Annotated in this window: 16 protein-coding genes and 1 pseudogene; 9 read left to right on the top strand and 8 right to left on the bottom strand. The window is 65.0% G+C overall.

Annotation, left to right across the window (positions count from 1 at the left end):
- Nucleotides 1-272: 272 nt before the first annotated feature.
- Both BSF38_RS25600 and BSF38_RS25595 read right to left on the bottom strand, forming a co-directional pair.
- Nucleotides 273-2,936 carry an amino acid permease gene (locus tag BSF38_RS25600; protein WP_076349896.1) on the bottom strand — a complete coding sequence of 888 codons (2,664 nt, stop codon included), beginning with the start codon at nt 2,934-2,936 and terminating at the stop codon, nt 273-275.
- A 190-nt stretch (nt 2,937-3,126) separates the two neighbouring features.
- On the bottom strand, nt 3,127-4,206 hold the full coding sequence (locus BSF38_RS25595; protein WP_076349895.1) for an isocitrate/isopropylmalate family dehydrogenase: 1,080 nt from the start codon (nt 4,204-4,206) through the stop codon (nt 3,127-3,129).
- 353 nt (nt 4,207-4,559) lie between these two features.
- Between BSF38_RS25595 and BSF38_RS25590 the strand changes: the two genes are divergently transcribed.
- Nucleotides 4,560-5,945, top strand: a complete 1,386-nt coding sequence (locus BSF38_RS25590) for an efflux RND transporter periplasmic adaptor subunit (protein WP_076349894.1) — start codon at nt 4,560-4,562, stop codon at nt 5,943-5,945.
- 3 nt (nt 5,946-5,948) lie between these two features.
- Here BSF38_RS25590 and BSF38_RS25585 read toward each other — a convergent pair whose 3' ends face one another.
- Entirely contained in the window at nt 5,949-6,680 is a 732-nt protein-coding gene (locus BSF38_RS25585; protein WP_076349893.1) for a phosphopantothenoylcysteine decarboxylase domain-containing protein, read from the bottom strand.
- 132 nt (nt 6,681-6,812) lie between these two features.
- On the opposite strand from BSF38_RS25585, the gene BSF38_RS25580 reads away from it, so the two are divergent.
- The 5 genes from BSF38_RS25580 (at nt 6,813) to BSF38_RS25560 (ending at nt 13,101) form a co-directional block, all read left to right on the top strand.
- Nucleotides 6,813-8,138, top strand: coding sequence for a glucuronate isomerase (locus BSF38_RS25580; protein WP_076351464.1), 1,326 nt, complete (start codon nt 6,813-6,815; stop codon nt 8,136-8,138).
- Between the two features lie 142 nt (nt 8,139-8,280).
- The gene (locus BSF38_RS25575) at nt 8,281-9,738 is read left to right on the top strand and encodes a hypothetical protein (protein WP_076349892.1); all 1,458 of its coding nucleotides are present in this window, start codon (nt 8,281-8,283) and stop codon (nt 9,736-9,738) included.
- Nucleotides 9,739-9,854: 116 nt separating this feature from the next.
- Nucleotides 9,855-10,841, top strand: a complete 987-nt coding sequence (locus BSF38_RS25570; protein WP_076349891.1) for a C-terminal binding protein — start codon at nt 9,855-9,857, stop codon at nt 10,839-10,841.
- A gap of 188 nt (nt 10,842-11,029) precedes the next feature.
- A complete protein-coding gene (locus BSF38_RS25565; RefSeq protein ID WP_076349890.1) occupies nt 11,030-12,610 on the top strand; it encodes a TolC family protein in 1,581 nt (526 codons plus the stop codon).
- Complete coding sequence (locus BSF38_RS25560; protein ID WP_076349889.1) at nt 12,607-13,101, top strand: hypothetical protein; 495 nt, start codon at nt 12,607-12,609, stop codon at nt 13,099-13,101. Before BSF38_RS25565 ends, BSF38_RS25560 begins: the two co-directional genes overlap by 4 nt.
- A gap of 26 nt (nt 13,102-13,127) precedes the next feature.
- On the opposite strand, the gene BSF38_RS25555 is transcribed toward BSF38_RS25560, so the two are convergent.
- From BSF38_RS25555 to BSF38_RS25545, 3 genes are all read right to left on the bottom strand, one after another.
- Nucleotides 13,128-14,066: an alpha/beta hydrolase gene (locus BSF38_RS25555; RefSeq protein WP_076349888.1), complete on the bottom strand. Its 939-nt coding sequence runs from the start codon at nt 14,064-14,066 to the stop codon at nt 13,128-13,130.
- 153 nt (nt 14,067-14,219) lie between these two features.
- The gene (locus BSF38_RS25550) at nt 14,220-15,515 is read right to left on the bottom strand and encodes a hemolysin family protein (protein ID WP_076349887.1); all 1,296 of its coding nucleotides are present in this window, start codon (nt 15,513-15,515) and stop codon (nt 14,220-14,222) included.
- 157 nt (nt 15,516-15,672) lie between these two features.
- Nucleotides 15,673-15,903, bottom strand: a complete 231-nt coding sequence (locus BSF38_RS25545) for a hypothetical protein (protein WP_076349886.1) — start codon at nt 15,901-15,903, stop codon at nt 15,673-15,675.
- A gap of 330 nt (nt 15,904-16,233) precedes the next feature.
- Between BSF38_RS25545 and BSF38_RS31800 the strand changes: the two genes are divergently transcribed.
- Both BSF38_RS31800 and BSF38_RS25535 read left to right on the top strand, forming a co-directional pair.
- Nucleotides 16,234-16,773, top strand: a complete 540-nt coding sequence (locus BSF38_RS31800) for a DUF4177 domain-containing protein (RefSeq protein WP_210405646.1) — start codon at nt 16,234-16,236, stop codon at nt 16,771-16,773.
- 109 nt (nt 16,774-16,882) lie between these two features.
- Nucleotides 16,883-17,107, top strand: a pseudogene (locus tag BSF38_RS25535) (magnesium chelatase domain-containing protein); the annotation flags it as partial.
- Nucleotides 17,108-17,278: 171 nt separating this feature from the next.
- Here the strand turns inward: BSF38_RS25535 and BSF38_RS25530 are convergent.
- Nucleotides 17,279-17,725, bottom strand: a complete 447-nt coding sequence (locus BSF38_RS25530) for an SLOG family protein (protein WP_076349885.1) — start codon at nt 17,723-17,725, stop codon at nt 17,279-17,281.
- A gap of 323 nt (nt 17,726-18,048) precedes the next feature.
- Between BSF38_RS25530 and BSF38_RS25520 the strand changes: the two genes are divergently transcribed.
- A complete protein-coding gene (locus BSF38_RS25520) occupies nt 18,049-18,654 on the top strand; it encodes a DUF4145 domain-containing protein (protein WP_076349883.1) in 606 nt (201 codons plus the stop codon).
- A 393-nt stretch (nt 18,655-19,047) separates the two neighbouring features.
- Here BSF38_RS25520 and BSF38_RS25510 read toward each other — a convergent pair whose 3' ends face one another.
- On the bottom strand, nt 19,048-20,244 hold the full coding sequence (locus tag BSF38_RS25510) for a carboxypeptidase-like regulatory domain-containing protein (RefSeq protein WP_076349881.1): 1,197 nt from the start codon (nt 20,242-20,244) through the stop codon (nt 19,048-19,050).
- Nucleotides 20,245-20,246: the final 2 nt, after the last annotated feature.

Below are 20,246 nucleotides of genomic sequence, written 5' to 3'. Positions count from 1 at the left end.
AAGCGCTGACGGTCGCGGCGACGCTGTCGGTTGCGTAATCGTCGCAATCGTGATCGACGGCACCGCCGCACTCATCCAGCCGCTCCGGGCGCATCGAGCGAACGGAGTCGTCATTTCCCAATAATATACATCTCGTTCCGGCTTGCCGCCAATCCGCCGAACGGTTTCCTCGAAACTGGGCCGAACATTCCGAAAAAAACCAAGGGCTTGGCCCGCGCGGCGGATTACTTTCGGCGTCGGCTCCGGCCGCCCGAGCCGGCGGGCCGTCGTCGTCAGCCGCCGTCGTTAGCCACGGAGGCGGGGGCCGGAGCGGGGGCGGGGATGGTCTTGGGGGCGAAGCCGAGAATGACGCGGCATGGTGCGTTTTCGAGGACGAAACGCGTGTTCGACGCGAACGCCGTCGTGTCGCCCCGGCGGTAGACGCCGCGAAGGCTCATGAAGATCGCGTCGAACTTGCCCTCGACCGCCTCGCGGACGATTTCCTGGCCGGGCTCGCCGCGGGCGACCTTGTAGGCGATCCGCCGGCCGAGCTCACTGGCGCGCTGGGCCCCACGTTCGACGGTCTGGAATGCCTCCTCCTCGGTCACCGCCCCTTCTTCATTGGAGCCCGCCTCCTCGGAGACGTTCAGCAGCGTGACCTCGATCGCCGGATCGAGGAAGCTCATGACCGTGTCCAGGAAGTCGGCGCTCAGCGGGCTGCCGTCATAGGCCAGGAGCAGCCGCTCGACGCCGTGCCAGCCTCGCCGCAAGTCGGCGATCAACTGGGCCGACTCGCCGCTCCCGGCCGCGCCCGCCCTGGGGATCTGGCTGCCGCCGGCGATGTCCAGGCGGACGTCGCGCGACGGCCCGAGGACGCGGATCGACAGCGGTTCGGGCTTGGCACCGCAGACGTTCAGCCAGTACAGGGCGATCTGGTCGAGCTGGTCTTCCGGGTTGTACTTGTTGGACATGCCCATGATCAATTCCTGCGCGCCGATCGTCTTGGCGGTCTGGGCCAGGGCGTAGAACGGCTCGTTGGTGGGGATGATCAGGGGCTTGACCGGTTTGCCGGCGCTTTCGGCCAGGGTGACGACGGCCGTCAAGAGCTGGCGGTCGTAGTCGGTGATCGTCGGTTCATAGTCGCCGCTTCCCTTGGGCACCACGGAGGCCGTCATCACCACGACCTCGGTCGTCTCGGGATCGGTCTCGTCGAGGCACTTCTTGAGCATCCCCAGGTTGTGCGGCGACCGGATCGCCACCAGCTTGCGATACGGCTTGGTCAGCCGCAGCGCGGGGGCTGACACCTGATCGGCCTCCTGCTGATTGAACTGCTCCAGGTGCTCGTGAAGCCCCGCGCCCCGGCGGTGGCGGCGGAGCCGTTCAGTGATCCAGAAGACTGCGTAGAAGGCCGCGGTGAACAAGATCCCGGAGACCGTCGCGACTTCCTTGGTCAGCAGGTTCGCAACGGCCGAGGCGGCGAGGACTAGGAAGATCAACGCCAGGCCCACCGGGACGTCGTAGCGCCCGACCCGGAAGTTCATGGGGACTTCGTACTCGCGGGCGCCCGGACGCTTGAACCGGAGGATGAGCATCGACATCGACATGAACACGAAGCTCCAGACGACGCCGAAGGCGTACGCCTCGCCGAGCGTGAGCACGTTGCCTTGGCTCAAGACGATGGTGACGATCTGGAGCACGACCACCAGGTTGATCAGCCGCGAACTGGTGCCGTACTTCGGGTGCGGTTTGAGGAACCAGTCGGGCAGCACGCCGTCTTCGGAGACGCGATTGAGCACGCCGTTGGACCCCACGATCGCCGTATTCACCGCGCCCGAGAGGATCAACGAGCCGACGATCACGACCAGCGCGTTGAGCCCCAGCCGCGCCCACTGCGGCCCTACCACGTTCATCGCCAGGCCGCCGATCAGGTTGCCGCTGTACTGCGACATCCGAACCCCGTCGGGGATGATCATCACCGCCAGGAAACTGATCAGCGACGTGAGCAATAAACTGTAGAGGAAGACGACGAATGCCGCGCGTTTGAAATTCGTGAGCTTGGGACTCTCGACCTCGCGATAGACCTGCGCCAGGGTCTCTTCGCCGCTCATGGCCAACATCGAGTGGCCGAAGGCGACCACCAGCCCGAAGGCTCCCAGCAAGCTCCACCAATTGCCGGTCATCTCACCCGGATGCAGCGATTCGCCGATCGACGTGTGGCCCAGGTATCCCAGGGGATCGACCTGCTTGCCGAACGGGTCGAGAATCGGCTTGCCCTCGACGTCGATCTTGCGCGACAGGTCCGGCATGATCGGCGGGAGCGTGCGCGTCTCCGGTTTGACCGCCAACGTCACGAAGCACCAACCGATCAGGATTACGGCCATGACGGTCGTCGCACCCATGATCCGCAACGCCTGGTCGCTCGATTCGTGGATGCCCTTGGTGTTCACCCGCCAGAAATAGAGCGTGATGACAATGGCGATCAACGACGACACGAGGTTCTGGTACTGGATGAGGACGCTCGCCGGTCCCAGGTCCAACAGGTCGTTGATCAGACCGATGGCGTATTGGCCGGCGGTCACGCCGTTGATCGGACCGGTCAGGATATAATCAAAAAGGAGGGCCGAGACCGCCAGACGGGCCATGCCTCCCCCTAGCGCCTCCTTGACGATCTTGTACACGCCGCCGCGGACGAACATCGCGCAGCTCTCGATGTAGACGCTGCGCACGGCGTAGCTGAACACCATCACCCCCAGGATGAACCAGGGGGCGGACCTGCCGATCTGCGACTCGACGATGCCGCCGATGTAGAAGGCCGTTCCGGCGAGATCGCAGAGGACGATCGCGGCCGTCCGCCAGAACGAGATGAACGTGAACATGACGCTGGTGACGACCAACACCTGGCTTGTCGTGGGGCCTCGGCGCTGGGTCGGCTTGCTGGCGTTCTCTCCGGCGGACATGGCGGGCCGTTCTCGGGAAGTGCAATCCACGGGCGGCTCAGGATGCGTTCACCCTGGGCCGTCGTGAGAATTCGGGTCTGCGACTCGATGCGTCTCGGGCGTCCGAGGCACGAAGCTAATGATTACATGGTCTGCGCCGAAGGCCGTCAAGTGGCCGGCGGTCGAGATTGATCGGCCGACGTCTTCGCCGTCACAGGCCGGGGTCGGAAGGGGCGTCGGATTTGGCGGCCGGGGGACGCGTCTTGGTCGCCACCCGCTGGACGACCTCGTTCGCCACGGCTTCGGTGAACGACTCGGTCGATTCCGCGCCGCCCAAATCGGGGGTGCGCACTCCCTCGCGAAGCAGGTCGAGGGTCGCGTTTTTCACGGCCTGGCCCAGGCTGATTTCGCCGATCTGGTAGAGCAGCATGGCAAAGGCCAGAAAAATCGCGGTGGGGTTCGCCAGGTTCTTGCCGGCGATGTCCGGCGCGGTGCCGTGAGCGGCGTCGAACAGCGCGACGCGAACCACGGCGCCGGCGTCGAATCCCAGATTGGCGCTCGCGCCGATGCCCAGCGACCCCGCCAGGCCGCAGGCCATGTCCGAGAGGAAGTCGCCGTACTCGTTGAGCACCAGGACGATCTGGAACTTCTGCGGACTCATGATCACCTTGCCGAGCAGGGCGTCGAACAGCTCGATCGTGTGCGGCACCTCGGGGAACTGGTCGGCCACCTCGTTGGCGACCTTCTCGAACAGGCCGTCGGTGGCCTTTTGGATCGTGTATTTCGACGCGGTCGTGACGATCTTGTTCGTCTTGCGGGCGAGGTTGAACGCGTAGCGGGCCGCCTCGCGGACCGGCCGGCGCTCGACGATTCGCAGGCTCACCGCGCCGTCGTCGCCGATCATCCGACCGGGGTCGTCGTACGTCCCTCCGGTCGCGATCCGGACGATGTCCAGGTCGAGTTCGCGGCGGAAGTTGGTGGGGACCCCGGGGATCGTGTAGACCGGCCGGTGGATCACCGAGAGGTCGAGCTTGCGCCGGAGGACCGCGTTGGGACTCTCCTCGGTCGTGGCCGTCGGGTGCTTGAGGGCCACCTTGGTTGTATTGATCAGCTCCACGGCCTCGTCGTAGAGGATCTTGCCGCGCGCCCGGCGATTCTCGACCCGTAGATCGACCGGAATGAACTCTACGCGGACGGGCAGCGCCTCGGCCAGGCGATGGATCGCCTGCGACAGCTCGCCGCCGATGCCGTCGCCAAGCAGTTCCGTGACGCGATATGTCGGGCGGTTCATCGACTTCCTCTCTCGAAGCGACGTTTCTGGCCGGTTCTCAGCTCGGATCTTGAGCCTTGCAACCGCCGTCCGCGACTGTGCGGCCGATGTTCCCTCACGATCGCTCGCGCCGAGCCTCGCTCCGCGTCGTCGTCGATCGGGCTCACGGAAATTCTAGACCGACGACCGCGAAAGCGTCAAATGACCCGACCAACCTCCGCCTGGCGGTTCTCGTTCCGATCAACTCGGAGAACCGCTTTCGCGAACGAAATTCGATCGTGCAATTCGCGTGTCTTACATTTGTGAGACGAATGCGTTAGACTGTCGTTCGCCACGTGTGTGGGGCGTCTGCAACTCGGGAGGGGAGGCGACGGATGGCGAGCGCGGACCGGTTGAAGAGGCGGTCGAGGCTCAGGGTCGGCGTGCGGATCGCGGCGGCCTCGGCCGTGTTCGCCATGTGCTGGGCGTACGCGAGCGGGCTGCCGGGAGGGGCGCAGTCGCAGCCGCTCGAATCCGTCGAATGGGCCTTCGTGACTCGGGCCGACCTGGACACGACGGTCGTCGCCGGCGGCGACCTCCAGGCGGTCAAGGAGACGGTCGTTTCCTGCCAGGTGGAAGACCTCGCCGATTCCGACGGCTTCCTGATCGTAAGCTTGATTCCCAACGGCACTCCGGTGAAGAAGGGGGACGAACTCTGCCGGCTTGATTCCTCGCAGCTCGAAGAAACGGCTCGTTTGGAGGAAATTGAGGTCAACCAGACCCGGTCCACGCACACCCAGGCTCGCCTGGCGGTCGAGATCGCCAAGACCGCGTTGCAAGAATATCAGGAGGGGCAGATCCGCATTCTGACCCAGGAATACGAAGGCAAGATCGCCCTGGCGAGGTCTGACCTCAAGCGGCAAGAGGATCGCCTGGCCTGGACCGAGACGATGTTCGGCAAAGGATACGTCTCGAAGGGCCAGATGTTGTCCGACAGGCAGACCCTGGCGAGGACGAGGCACGAACTCCGCACGACGGAGGGGGAACTGGAGGTCTTCCGCCACTTCCAGGCTCCCAAGGAAATCGTGGCGTTTAAGAACGAGATCACGATCGCCGAGAAGAACCTCGCGTTCGCGAGTGATCGGCTGAACGTGGCGGAAGAGCGGCTCGCGTACTGTCGCAAGCAGATCACGAACTGCACGATTCGCGCCCCGCACGACGGCGTCGTCGTCCATGCGAACCGAGGATACTGGTGGTCCAGGAAGCTCGAGCCGGGGATGCGCGTCTACCAGGAACAGAAGATGTTCAAGCTGCCCGACCTCAGCAACATGGAGGTCCTCGTCTCGGTCCACGAGACGATGGGGCCGCGCGTCAAGGTCGGCATGAAGGCCGGCGTCCGCGTCGCTTCGCTGAACAATCGGGTTCTGCCCGCCACGGTCGTCGCCATCAGCCAGTTCCCGGTCGAGAACGACAGGGAATGGGATGAACGGCTGCGACACTACGTGACGCGGGTGCGGCTCGACAAGACGCCGCCAAGGATCTTGCCGTTCATGTCGGCCATCGTCGAGATCGACACCGGACGAGTCGCCGACGCGCTCGTCATTCCGGTCGAAGCCATGTCGGTCGTCGACGGCCGCCCCTCATGCAACGTCGTCGGCCGCAACGGCCGCGAGCGCCGGGTCATCGCCACCCGCCATGCAACGAAGGATCTCGTGGAAGTCGTCGAAGGCCTGAGTGAAGGCGAGCGCGTCGAGATCGGCCCCGGCGAGACCCGCGCATGAGCCTCATTTCTTCGCCCACTCCCAAACGTGCTCGACCAGGCGGTCGGTCAGGTCGGCGCCCGGTTCGAGGAGCGCGGTCGGTCGGCCGGGACGGACCAGATACAGGGTGTGCCGACCCGCCTTAACGTCGGTCAGGTCGTTGGCGACGGTCAAATCGGCGCGGTTGATCAGGCAGGCGTCGTGGGCCTGGCGGATCAGCTCGTCCCGGTCGACGTTCGATTGCAGCTTGAAGCCGACGAGGTAGACCGTCGGCGACCAGTCGCGGACCGCGCGGATCACCTTGGGCGTCCGCTTGCAGGGGATCGACAACTCGTCGCGCTTCGAGCTGATCTTTCCCTCGTGGGGTTCCGGCTCGTAGTCGGAGACGGCCATTGGCAGAAACGCCAGGTCGACGTCCTGGGTCGTCAGCACGATTCGGAGGGCGTCCGCGTACTCGGCGACGGTCCCGACCTCCAGAGGCCGCAGGTGCAGTCGGTCGCCCACCGACCGCCATTTCACTTGCAATCGATCCAACCGTTCGTGCTCGCGGCGGGGGTCGGCTGCGTCGAGGTTGAAGCCGGCGGAGCGGAGGAACGGAAGCTGGGCCGATGGGGTGTGGATGTGCCAGACTTCGGCCCCGCGTTCGAGGCAGCACTCGGTGATCGCCGCCGCCGTTCGTCCGGTCGAGACGTTCGTGATCACGCGCACATCGTCGATGGGGGCGGAGGTTCCGCCGCCGGTCACGACCACCTTCATGAAGTCCGGGCTCCTCTCGGGGCTCTTGCGTGGTTTGCGGAGCCTGAGCTACGCTCGCCATTGATCCAGGCCGGTCCGGCCGTGGAGACGGCCGCCCCGGTCGTTCGACGTCTTATCTTCGAGTGGCACACGATGACAGCAGAAAACCCCACCGTCCGACCTCTCGAATCCGCGGCCCGAGAACTGATGGAGGAGATGAGCCGCTGGCCGATCTTCGACCCTCATTCCCATATCGACCCTCGTCGACCCGCGGCTCGCAACTTCGATGAGGTGCTAGGATACCATTATTATACCGAGCTGGCCCACGCCTCCGGGATGCCGACCGAACGAGTCGACTCCGCGCTCGATCCTCGGACCCGCGCCCAGAACCTGGCCGAGCACCTCTCGGCCGTCGACAACACGGTCCAGTATTCGTGGCTCGTCGAGATCGCGCGGACGTTTCATCAATTCCCGCACGATCGGATCACCCCGGCGAACGTGGGCGGACTGTTCGACAAAGCTCTTCACGAGAACGACGGCCCGTCGTGGGACCTGCACGTCTGGAAGCAGAGCCGGCTCGAAGCGGTTTTCCTGACCAACGAGTTCGACGACGATCTGGAAGGTTGGGACGCCTCGGCCTACATTCCCTGCCTGCGCACCGACGACCTCGTCCTCAAGCTCCACGAGCCCCGGACCGTCGAGCGGCTCCGCCGGACCACGAACGTCGACGTGATCGATCTGGCCAGTCTCCGCCAGGCGATCACCGTGCTGTTCGATCGCTTCACGAAGAAGGGAGCGCGAGCCTGCGCGATCAGCCTGCCTCCCGATTTCGTTCCTCACCGCGCGGCCCCCCGGCGGGCCGTCACTCCGGTGCGGCGGGCGATCCAGGGGCTCGACCTCCGTCCCGACGAGCACTCCGAGATCCGCGCCACGGTGTTCTGGATGCTGGCCGAGCACTGCGCCGAGTTCAAACTACCGTTCGACCTGATGATCGGCCCGATCCGCAACGTCTACCCGGCGGGCGTCGCCGGCGGCCGCGACCTGTTTGACCGCCGGGTGAGCCTCTACGACTACCGCGACCTGTTCAACCACTTCGCCTCGGTCGTGTTTCCGGTCTCGACGCTCTCTCCCGACGCGGGGGCCGAGCTCGTGGCCTACTCGTGGATCTTCCCCAACGTGCTGCCCATGGGCCACTGGTGGTATTCGAACGTGCCCGCGTTCATCGCGGCCGACCTCAAGGCGCGGATTCAGGCGCTCCCCAAGGTCAAGCTGCTGGGCTATTACTCGGATGCGTACAAGCTCGAATTCATTCTTCCCAAGTTCAATATGTACCGTCGCATTCTGGCCGAGACGCTGGCCGGGGAGGCGATCGGCAAGCAAGGTTGGACCATCGATCGGGCGTTGGAACTGGCGCGACTCGTCCTGCTCGACAATCCTCGACGGGTTTTCGGCATGAAGCCTCAAGGATCGCGGTCTTGAAATTTGACCGCGGGCGGAACGGAGGGCATTGTTACAGAGATGGAGCGCAGTCGTCCCGCGTCTGGAGTACGCCGATCCGCCTTTCGTAATCGACTACCCCTTCGTCGGTGCTCCTACCGATCGAGTTTGAGGACGTACTTCCATGAGGCCCGCACACCTGGCAGCCGGATTCCCGGCATTCGTCATCGCCTCGCTGGCGCTCGGCCTGGTGCCGCCGCTGGCGGCCCAGAACGACAGCGGCCTCTCCTCGGGCAGTGGATCGGGGACGGGCACCGGAAGGTCGGCGGGAGTCTATCCGCCCCCCGGCACGCGCGGCCCCCTTCGCGGGCCCGGCCGAGGAGGGGCGGTGGCACCGTTTCGTGAGGATTCCGGCCGGCGCGGCGGCGCGCCGTACGGGCCGGGCATCAACGTGCAATTTCCGGACGATCCGATCCTCGCGCCGTTCCTCTCGCTCGAGGAGCGCGACGCGTCAGGCCGCAAGACGGCGATGCGGATCACCCCGGAGATGATCGAAACGGCCCAGCAGATGACCGAGGCCGGCGAGCGGGGCCGAATTTTGCTCCAGATCACCCGAGGAGCGATCCTCGGCAACCAGCTCACGACGGCGAACAAGGCCATTGTGGCTGCGGCCGCCGCGGCCGACGAGGAACGGAACCCGCTGATCCACGACCAGCTCATCATCTCGATCGTCACGACTGCGGGACTTTTGTCCGACGCGCTGCTCCGCGAGGCCAAGCCGCAGGGTGCCTTCTTCGCGGACGACGCTCGAAACGAGGCGATCGCCGCCGCGAGGATCGCCCCCGACGTCGCGATCCGCCTTGCCCGACTTGAGTGGCGACGGTCGATCTACATGGCGGCCCGGATCAAGAGCGCCACGTATCGCAGCGAGTACCTCGAGCGCGCGATCGAAAACATGGCCAACGGCAGCGCGACCATCGCGCTCGAATACGCCAGGCTGACCGAGGGCGCCGACCCAGGAAAGAAGCAACCGAACGAGAAGCAGGACGAGTACAAGAAACAGGCCGACGAGATTCTGCTCGAAGCCGTCGAGGCGGCCCAGCAGATCGAACGGCCGATTTGGAAGAACCAGGCTCTGGAGCGGATCGCCGTCGCCGCCGGCCAGTCGGATCAGTACGACCGGGCGACCGAGATCGCCGCTGGCATCGAAAACGCCGAGGCTCGCGCCCGGGCCCTGGTGCTGGTCGCCGAGTCCCAGGCCCGGCAGAACCAGAACGACGCCGCGACCCAATCGTACAACCTCGTGGGTCAGGCCGTCTCCTCGATCCAGCAGAACGGCCTCCGCGGAGTTCTCGCGGGCATCCTCATCGACAGCCTGATCTCCACCGGACGGTTTGAGGACGCCAGGGCCAGCCTGGTGCTCTACCCCTCCGACTCCGAGCGGTTCGTCGCCATGGGGGCGATCGCGGAATCCCAGGGGGTCAGGAGGATGGCGACCGAGGCCCGCGCATGGATCGATCACGATGTTCCCGCCGAATACCGATCGACCCTCTATCGACGCCTCAGCAACGGGATGCTCCGCGCCATCTCCGAGGACCGGGCCAGGGAATTCCAGGGCCGCGACCTCGACGATACTCGCTGAGCCGTCCCATCCAGCCAGGGCGTCGCAACCCATGATGACTCGGTTCCGATCGGTACGTCGCGTTCCGTCGGAGCCGAGTCGTTTTCATCGCCTGCCCCGATCCGAGGAACATGAGCATGCCCAGCCCCGGCCGATTCAACGTACTCGTCGCCGATTTCCTCGATGAGACCCTGGTCGAAGTGCCGATCCTCGACGACGTGGCGACGCTCAGTCTTGGTCGGGCGATGAACGAAACGGAGCTGGTGCCTCTGCTGCCTCAGGCCGATGCGATCATCCTCTTCCACGACATCCCGCGGTTCAGCGAGACGAGTTTCGAAGTCGCCGAACGGTGCCGCTGCATCGTGCGAGCGGGCGTCGGATTCAACAACGTTGATCTCGACGCGGCGACGAGGCACGGCGTGCAGATCTGCAACGTGCCCGACTACGGCACCGAAGAGGTCGCCGACCACGCCATCATGTTCCTTCTCGCGCTGGCGCGGCGGATGTTGCCCTGCCACGACGCCATTCGAGGCGGATTGTGGAACTACACGACCGCCCTCGGCACGCCCCGACTACGAGGCAAAACGCTGGGGTTGATCGGCTGCGGCCGGATCGGCGCCGCCACGGCGCTTCGCGCCAAGGCCTTCGGGCTCAACGTGGTCTTCTACGACCCTCATCTTCCCGAGGGTGTCGACAAGGCGCTGGGAATCCACCGCGCCCACCGGCTTGAGGAATTGCTCGAGCAAAGCGATTTCGTCAGTCTGCATTGCTACCTGGACGAGTCGACGCACCACATCATCAATCCGGCGACGATCGCGCGGATGCGGGCCGGCTCGATCCTGGTCAATACGGCCCGTGGCGGCTGCGTGGACGTCGCCGCGTTGCTCGACGGCCTGGAATCCGGCCGGATCGGCTTCGCTGGACTCGACGTCGTCGAGGTCGAGCCTCTCGACGACGCCCGGCTCCGCAACCATCCGCGCGTCTTGCTCTCACCCCACTCGGCCTTTTACAGCGTCGAGGGGTTTGTCGAACTCCGTTCGAAAGCGGCCAAGGAAGTCCGTCGCGTCTTGCTCGGCGAGAGCCCCCGGAACCCCGTCAATCGCCCCGGACCGCGCCAGGACTGAGCCGAGCGGCCTGTGGAAAATCGAGAGAACGGGTAGAACCGCCCGAAGTGGCGCGACCGGTTCAGCCGATAACCCTCCTGTCGGATTGAACACGGTGGGAACGCCGCGCCCGGCTTGAACGCGGGGGCGTCGGTCCAGGGGCGTCGGTTTTGATTGAATCCCGGGGACGACTTCTGGCGATTGCGATTATGCTGATCGTCGGCGGCTGCGCGACGCTCGAACCGCCTCCGCTTCGGGAATTCGACCGTGACGCGACGCTCGATCCGCGCGTCACGCTCGCCTCGCTCGACGAGCCGGCGCGGCCTTCGATCGAGGCGGCTCGGACGCAGGCACCCACCGCCGAGACGCGCTCTGGCCTGTCCGGTCCGAGGTCGCCGGACGAGTTGATCCGGTGGGCGCTCGCCGAGAACCCGATGGTCCGCGCGGCTCGCTTCAACGTCGTGGCGTTGCAGCATCGCGTTCCGCAGGTCACGGCCCTCGACGACCCGGTCGTGTCGAATTCGATCTTCCCGATCCCGTCGGTCGCCCCGCAGTATTCGCTGATGGGCTATATGCCCTATTCGGCGCTCCTGGCCCAGCAGTTTCCTTGGTTCGGGACGCTCCGGCTCCGCGGCGAGGCCGCCGACCACGACGTCAAGATCGCGCTTTTCGAGCTGGCGGCGGCGCAGCTCGACGTGGTCGCCAGCGTCAAACGGGCGTATCACGACCTCCACTTCAGCGAGCACGCCCTGGCCTTGCTGGGCGAGAATCGCAAGCTGGCCGAGGACTTTCTCCAGATCGCCCGCGTCCGCTACCGGCTGGCGACGGCCTCGCAGTCGGACGTCCTTCGAGCCGAGGTTGCGGTCAGCGACATCGACCGCGAGATGGAGACGACACGCCAGGCCGTGAGTGAGGCCCGCGCCGAGCTGGCGCGCGTGCTTCACGTCGATCCCGAGACTCCGATCGAAACGACGGCCGAATCGCCGCTCGTGGCTGTGCCGGAAAAGCTCGATCACCTGACCGAACTGGCGATGGCCGGCCGCCCCGAACTCCAAGGCCGGCTCGCGGCGATCGCTCGCGACGAGAAGGCCATTGAACTCGCCCGCAAGCGGTTCTATCCCAATTTCACGCTCGGCGCGATCTATCAGGATATGGAGCGCACCAACGCGATCGCCCGCGACACCGCGATGGGCATGCCCAACGTCGGCCTGTTCGTCGGCTTCAACCTGCCGATCTACCACAAGAAGCTCACCGCCGGCGTTCACGAAGCCCAGGCCCGCGCCGCGGCCGACGCCCAGCTCTACGAGGCCGAACGCGACCAGACCTATCGCGACGTCAAGGACGCCCTCGTCGCGGCGCGCGTCCAGCAGAACGTCGTCGGACTTCTGCGGCGGAACAATCTACCGTCGGCCAGGCGGATCTTCGAATTGACGAGATCGGAATACCGGAGCAACAAGGAGGGCGTCGATTACCTCTCCCTCCTCGGCGCGTGGCGCGACGTACTCCAGGTCGAGCTTCAGATCGCGCAGGTCGAAGCCGAGTTAGGCAAGACTCTCGCCCAACTCGAACGCGCCGTCGGCGCCCAGCTCAACGAACATCCGCCGGCCCCGGCGCTCCTCAACGCCCCGTCACCCGTTGCCGTCGAGCCGGAGGCCGACCCGCCCGCAAGACCGTCGACCCCGCCCTCCCCCTCGGCGAGCCCCTTCCAGGGCGAAGAGAAGGAGAAGCCGCCGGTCAAGACCATCGATCTCGATGCGCCGGCGATCGAGCGGAATGAGGCCCTCCGATGACCGTCGCGATCCGCATCCAGCTTCTGACCGCGGGCCTCATGCTGTTCATCTCCAGCGGGGCTTTGGCTCAAAGTCCGGGGGGCGGCGGACAGGGCTTCACGGGAAGCTATGGGCCGGGGATGGAGAGCCTGCTCCGAAGTGGGGGGGCGGGCTACCTCCCCTCGGGAAGCGGTTTTCTGCCGTACACGCCGGGGCCCGGTGGCGGGCTCGGGGTGCAATCGCGGATGAGCGCCGGATCTCCCGCGACGTCGTCCGGCGCGATGAGCATGCCAGCTGCCGCAGCCGGGCTGGGGACGGCGTCGCGCGGCCTGTCGCCGTTGACTCCGATCGGCGGGATGGGCGGCGGGCGCGGTGGAATGGGATCGGGCCGGCTCCTAAACCGTATGCCCGCCGGGCGAGGCATGGTGCGGCCACCGGTGGGAGCGTACCCGTTCCGGGTCCCTCCCAGCCTGTTGGGACCGGCGACACAGGCACCCGCGATGGCCATGTAGCGCCGGCCCCCCCCTGCCCGTCCGGGTTACTTCTTGGGCTTGAGGTGCTCGTCAAACCAATCGGCGATGATCGAAAGGTCTTTCAAGAGATCAGGCCACCCGTGGCTCGCTCCCTTCTTGACCACGAGCTTGCTCTCGACGCCGGCCGCCTTGAGCTTGTCGATGATCAGCTCGGCTTGCTGAATCGGCACGAGTTGGTCGGCGTCGCCGTGGAAGATCAAGGTCGGCGGATCGTCGGCGGAGACGTGGTTGACCGGGCTGATCTTGCGGCCGATTTCGAGGATCTTTGACTCGTCGTTGATGGCGCGGAAGATTTTCTTGTCGGGATCCTGCTCGTTGAAGTCGAACGGCGCCTTGAATCCTTGAAGGATGCCCCGGCCCAGGGCGTTCTCACCAGGCTTGCCGTAGTTGAGGAAGTCGGTGGGTGGAAAGAAGCAGGCGACGGCCTGGACCCGGCTCGATACCCGGTCGATCGGGTCTTTCGCCTTGGGGTCGCCCGCGTCGCCGGCCGTGCCGAGCATCAACGAGAGGTGGCCGCCGGCCGACGCGCCCGTCACGCCGATGCGGTCGGGGTCGATCTTGTAGTCGTTGGCGTGGAACCGGATGAACCGCACCGCGCGGTTCACGTCGGCGACGACCTCGGGAATCGTGAACTTGGGCTGGCTGCCATGGACGACCGCGAAGACCGTATAGCCACTATTGAGGAACTCCTGGACCATCGCCGAGTTGATCGCATCATGCGACGAGAACCAGCCGCCGCTCACCATCCAGACGACGGCGGCGCCGTTGGCGTGCTCTTTGGGCGTGAACACATCCATCGTCAGCGCCATGCCGTGCTTGCGCCCGTAAACGACGTCTTCGGTCCGGGTGAAGGCTGCCTCTTCGGCGGCTTGGATCGTGCCGGGACCGAACAGGGGCGTCGCCGAGAGGAACAACGAAACTATGAAAATCTGCGCGCGCTTCATGTGCTTGGACCTCGTTGGGAACGTTGTGGCGTGATGTAGGAGAGGAACTCGGCGGCCTCGCGCCGTCTCGATCGCGGAGACATGCCGAGCAGTCTATCAGGCGGAAGCGGCCTGAGCCACCAGGCAGAGCATCGCGTCGTCCCCGCCCCGGCGTCAGGCGTGGAGATCGACCGGTTGGACCAGAACCCGGTCGACGCGGTTGCCGACCCTGTCGACGACCTCGAAGCGAAGGCCGAATTTCGCAAAGCTCTCGCCGACGTCCGGAATGTGGCCCAGTCGAGTGACGATCAGGCCGCCGAGCGTGTTGTAGTCGTCGTCGGTCGTCTCGTGGATCTGGAAGAAGTCGAAAAACTCGTCGATCGCGAACCGGCCGTCGAACAGCCACGAGCCGTCGCCGCGAGGCACGGCGCGGGGCTCGTCCGCGTGCGACTCGTCGGCCATCGGCCCGACGATGGCGTCGACGACGTCGCTGAGTGTCAGCACGCCGACGACCGAGCCGTACTCGTCGAGGACCACCGCCGTGTGAGCCGACGACTTCTTGAGGCTGTCGAGGATCTGGGGCCCGCGCGCGCCTTCATAGATGAACGCCGGCAACGTGAGGATTCCCTTGATCCGGAACCCCTGGTCGTCGGCGTTCCGGGCCAGGAGGTCTTTGACCTGGACGATCCCCAGGAGGTTGTCGAGCGTCCCATCGCAGACGGGGAAGTGGGAAGGGGTGCATGAGGCGACCTTGCGGCGGATCTCGTCGTGTGGATCGTGGACGTCGATCCACACGACCTCGTCGCGAGGCGTCATCAGGGCGCGGGCGCGGCGGTCGCAAAACCGGACCGCCCGCTTGTAGATGGTGTGCCTGGCGTCTTCCAACCTTCCCGCTTCGGAGGCTTCGCGCATCAGGTCGAGGAGTCGCTGCTCGGTCGCCGGCGGCGCGGGGGAGGCGCTCGCACCCAGCCATCGAGCCAGGACGTCCGTCGCGCGTCTCAGGAGGACCGAAGCGGGGGAAACGACCACCGACGCGAGCCGCATCACGCGCCCGAGCTTCGAAGCGAACGCCTCGGGGCGGCTCCTGGCCAGCGCCCTGGGCAGCAAGTCGCCGAAGACGAAGACGGCCATGGCCACGCCGCCAGCCGCCATCGTCGTGACCACGATCCCCGGATACGAGGTGAACCGGGTCGCGATCGTCGAGTCCGTCGTTTGTTCGCACAGGAGCACGCCGCTGACGACCCCGATCAGGACGGTCGCGAAGGTGATGATCAGCCGCGCCGACGTCCCGAATCGATCTAGGTCGCAGGCAACCTCCAGCGCCGCCTGGGCGCCGTGGTCGCCGCGCCCGGCGCGGTCCCGCAGCCGCCATTTCTGGACCTGGCCCAGGGCGGATTCGGCGAGCGAGCAGAGACCGACGAGGAAACTGAACCCCAGGACGAGGATGACGCTCGTGACGATCGATGACATTAAGGCAACCTGGATCAGGTCCGTTCCTCGGTGCGGGAGGGATCGGCTCGACTGCGTCACGGCGACGCGTTCGGAAGGCTGCGAGGATGCGACGCACCGTCCATCTTAACCGATTTCGCCGAATCCGCTCCACTTTCCCGCCGAGGCCGTTCCCGCGTCAGTCGAGCGATTCGGCGAGGAGCGTCGATTCCGCGAGCGGCGGAGCATAGAGATATTGATGCTTCAACGCGTTGCTGGCCTCCCAGACGCGCAGGGCCAAGGCCACGTGGTAGCCGTCGCGCATCGAGTCGCGCGCCGCCGTCAGCATGGAGGCCAGGGCCGAGCACGACACGTCGGTCTCGTTCAGCAAATCGTCGATCAAGGTATCAAGCTGGTGGATAGGATTCATGGGGGTCATTCGAGATCGAGGGCCGCGATGAACGCGGTTGTTCCTACAGAAGTCCTGGAGATTTCGTCCGCGGGTTCCATTCTTGGTCGGTCCCTACGTGGATCGGTTCTACGTTATCCGGCGCCGCCGGCCCGTCAAGCGCGCAACCGCCGTTTCGACGTCACGTTGGCTTTCGTCGACGTGCGGCCGTCGCGGCGTGTTTTTCCAGACCGATTGGTGGTTGGCGACTAGCTCATGGAACCGCGTCCCGCCGCGCGTTACCCTGATCGACGGGCCGACTTTGATCCATTGATCGAGACGTGCGTGCAAGGCTGGAAGGAGAGCCAGGCGATGCTCAACGTGGCATGTCCATCGTGCGGAGAACGCGGCAAGATCCCCGCCAATCTGGTGGGCGCCCGCATCAAATGCAAGAAATGCGGCCAGGCGTTCCATGTGGCCGCGGCCGCTGGTAAGCCTTCCGCCCCCGCTCCCGCCGCGGCCCCAGCCGGCCCCGGCGACGTCGCCGCGCCGGGACCCGCCGCGTCGGCTCACGACGGAATCGCCGTCGAGGGGCTCGACGCCGCCTCTTGGAGTCTCGCCCCGGACCAGTCGTCGTTGCTCCAGGCCGTCGCCAATCCGGAACGCGCCGCCGACGCCCATGCCGCGCCGGCCGAGTCGTTCACGGTCCATCACGAGGGAGCGATCAAGGAGTACAAGCTCCTCACCTCGCGCGACAAGCTCTTCGAGGGCAAGTTCGACCTGGCCCGGCTCGAAGAGGCGCTCAACCACCTGGCGCGTCAGGGTTGGACGGCTAAATCGATGTGCCTGCCGCACCTCAAGAACTTCCAGGGGGCCATGCAGGAGGAAGTCGTGGTGCTGTTGGAACGCTGACGTGGGGCTGTCTTCCGCCATGAGGCCATGATAGCGTATCGTGTGCTATGGTCTTCTTGGATGGAAATCAATTCCTTGCTACGGTCCGGCGTCGAGACGATCGGGAACCATGCTCGCCAAGCTCTCGTCCTATACGTTGATCGGGATCGACGCGGCGCCGGTGGAGGTCGAGGTCGACGTCTCGTCGGCGTCGATGCCCCGAACGGTTCTGGTCGGGCTGGCCGAGGCGGCCGTGAAGGAGAGCACGCACCGGGTCGAGCGGGCGATCGTCAACTCGGGCTACCGCCGTCCGGGCGATCGGATCGTGATCAATCTCGCTCCAGTCAGGTTTCCGGGAGAACGTAAGCCTAGCTAGCATCGCTGCACGCTTGCTCGCCCGGTCCTACGAGGCTACGTCTGCTTGAGATCTGCCACCGAGGAACTCCTCCCCGGTCGAACGGCACGAACGCTCGACAGCCAGGCAAGCTACGGCACCCGGCCCGTCGGGTGTCGCCTTATAAACCCCTTAGACCAAATCCGAGAATGACAAACGCCGAGGCTCGCCCAGCTCGCTTTCGATCAGATACGTTGGGACCCTCGCCTCGATCGCCCGCAACGCACAATCGCGGGTCCCCTTGCTCAGCCGGATGCGACGGTGGAGGGCGATGCACATGTCCGCGCCCAAGGCGACCATCTCGGCGTTCCGCATTGGCCCCGCGTTAGCGTTGTATGGCCGCTTGCGATCGTGCCTAACCACCGCGCCCTCGACGTAGACGTCCTCCCAGCGAGCGGGGTGCCGCTCCTGTTCTATCCCGGAGTCGGCGCACGCCTCGGAGAACGACTGGTCGACCCCCGTCGCCGCCCCGTGGACGATGACCAGCGAGCCGCCGTAGCGTAATATCAGCCGAGCCAGAATCGCTTCGGCAAGCTCGGGCACATACCATTTGCGATCGCCGGTTACTATGATTCGCATCGGTCTATTATAAAAACCTGGTGAACGCAAGACCAGGAAGATGGTACGATTGCAGGCAGATCAAGAGGGCCTTTCACGCCGCTTGACGACCGCCCGATTGATCACTGTCGGCTGCCTGACGACCGCCCGCTTGATCGCCGCCGGCTGCACGACGCCCACCGGGGCCGTAGCGGCCCTTGGCTGGCGGCCCGCCATCATTGTATCACTTTCGCAAGCCGGCCCTAAGCGCCACGAGGGGGCAGTGTTGCTTGACGCCATCGATCGACTATAATAGACAGCAGTCCAGTTCCGTTCGGCGTCTGGCGTCCCGAGGAGAGCACTGAATGGTTGACTACGGGGTCGTGCAAGGCTGGCAAAATACTGTGAACTGCTCCGGCCAAAAGCAGTACATCTGCGGATACTGCAATGCATTGGTGCGCGCAAACAGGTGCTTCATGCAAAGGCGGCAGCAGAGGTATAGCAGCGAAACCGAATTCGCGTACCTGTTCATCTGCCCGGGCTGCGACTGCCCGACCTTTTGGAATGATTGCCCCGAATGGCAGTACCCTGTCCGACGGCCGGGCCAGGATGTCCCGAATCTTCCCGAGGACATTATGGCTCTTTACAACGAGGCTCGCTCCTGTCTGACCGTCAACGCGCACACGGCGTCAGTCATGGTCTCAAGGAAACTTCTTATGAACGTGGCGGTCGCCCACGGTGCCAAGGAAGGGAAAAGCTTCGCCGAGTATGTGCAGTTCTTCGTGGACGAGAACCTGATCACGTCCAACAACCGGGGATGGGTGGACCAGTTAAGGGAGAAGGGGAACGGTGCCAACCACAGGACCGCTCCGTCCAGCGCAGAGGACGCCAGGTCGCTGATCGACTTTTGCAATATGTTGTTGCGGACCATCTACGAATTCGCCAAACAGCACCCACCGGCGACGACTTAGACCTCACGCCGCTTGACGACCACCCGCTTGATCACCGTCGGCTGTCTGACGACCACCGGAACGACTGCCGTCTTGGCCCCTGGCTTGCTCTTCCCGCCACCGCAAGCCCCGCACCCGCCGGAAGCCGCGCCAGCCCCGTCAGAGGGCACCGAGGACGTCACAGAGGGCACGCCCGGCGCCGCCCCGAAAAACGACTCCGACTTAACCACCTCCACGACATCCGGCCCCCCGCCCCCGCGCGTCAAGTCCGTCCAATAGCGCGACTCAAGCGGCAAGGTAAGCTCACGCTCGACCAGTCTGCACAGCCTCGGATGATCAACCGCCGGAGCGCAAACCCCATCACCAGCACCCAATGGACAGAAATTGCACCTGGACATCATCTCACCAATCCTATCAGCAGGTTTCTCGAATCGAGTAACCCCACTTGCCTGTGAAGTAATCGGTGAGTATGACGCCCACGGTCACGTTGGTTGGACAACAACCGAACGGGCTGACGCTCGCCGTGTTCGTATAATCAGAGCAGAGGAGCCCAGTCTGGTCCGACCAATAACAACCCCGAACGCCACTGCCAGCTCCAGTGCTGCACGGCGGAGTCGTATTAGTGCAACCAAACTGATTGGTCTGATCCGTGCCACTCACCCGCCTGTAAGTGATCGACGACCCGGTAAGCGTGATCTCCGTCCCGCTGTAATAAATCCGCTTGGCCTCGGGCGCGGCGGGCGTGTTCAGCCAGCACGAGCCCGCATAACCACATTTCCAGTCCATGGACATGTAGTTGTTCTGGTGACCGCGCGGCCCCGAACTCCAGGTGTAGATGCCACCCCCCGACACCGATCCCGTCAGCGTTATCCACTGGCCCTCGTCGTCGGCGAACCGACCATCATTGCTGGTGAACTTCACCTCCATCTTCTTGCTCACCAGGCCCCTCCTGTTCGGGCCGGCCCCGTAGGAGCACCCGCCGTCGCATGACTGGACTCCGAAGTAGCAATCACCCCAGTAGGACTGAGTCAGGTCTATCTCTATGTCGCTGTAGCACTGCAAGGTGAGCGTGACGCACAGCGAGGGATACAGCGGGTTCACCACCCCGGGCGAGCTGTAGCTGGTGGCCGTGAACGTCACCGTCTTCGGGTAGAAATCCGGCAATCGGGTCCTGGGATCGCACAGCGTCCAGATGATGTCGGAACCGTCGGTCGTCTCGGTCGGGAACAGCTTGGGCAGCGACGTGATTACTGGTGCAGCCGCCGTGTTCACCTTGAACCGGATCTTGGGAGCGCAGCGTGATTTTAACTGGTAGGTTTTGCCGCACTCGGCCAGGATTAGGTCACTGACCCAACTGTCGGTACCCGTGATGGTGGTGAAGGTGTAGCCGGCCGACGGCAGGCCGGTGACTACATAGTCACCGTTGCTGTCGCTTGTCCCGGTCTGGAGGAGGTCCCCCGAACCGTTGCGCACCTCGACGGTGGCCCCGACGACGGGTTCGTTGGGCGGTACCCCGCAAGGGTCTATGACGTGGTAGGTGAACTTGCAAGTCGTATCGCACCCGCAGTGCGGGGCGGGTGCGAACGGCGACCAATTAGGCACAGTCGGCATCG

The sequence above is a fragment of the Paludisphaera borealis genome (genome assembly GCF_001956985.1).
In the GTDB taxonomy this organism is placed as follows: Bacteria; Planctomycetota; Planctomycetia; order Isosphaerales; family Isosphaeraceae; genus Paludisphaera; species Paludisphaera borealis.
The sequence above is the reverse complement of the archived record's forward strand: the minus strand, read 5'-3'. Positions and strand labels throughout refer to the sequence as shown.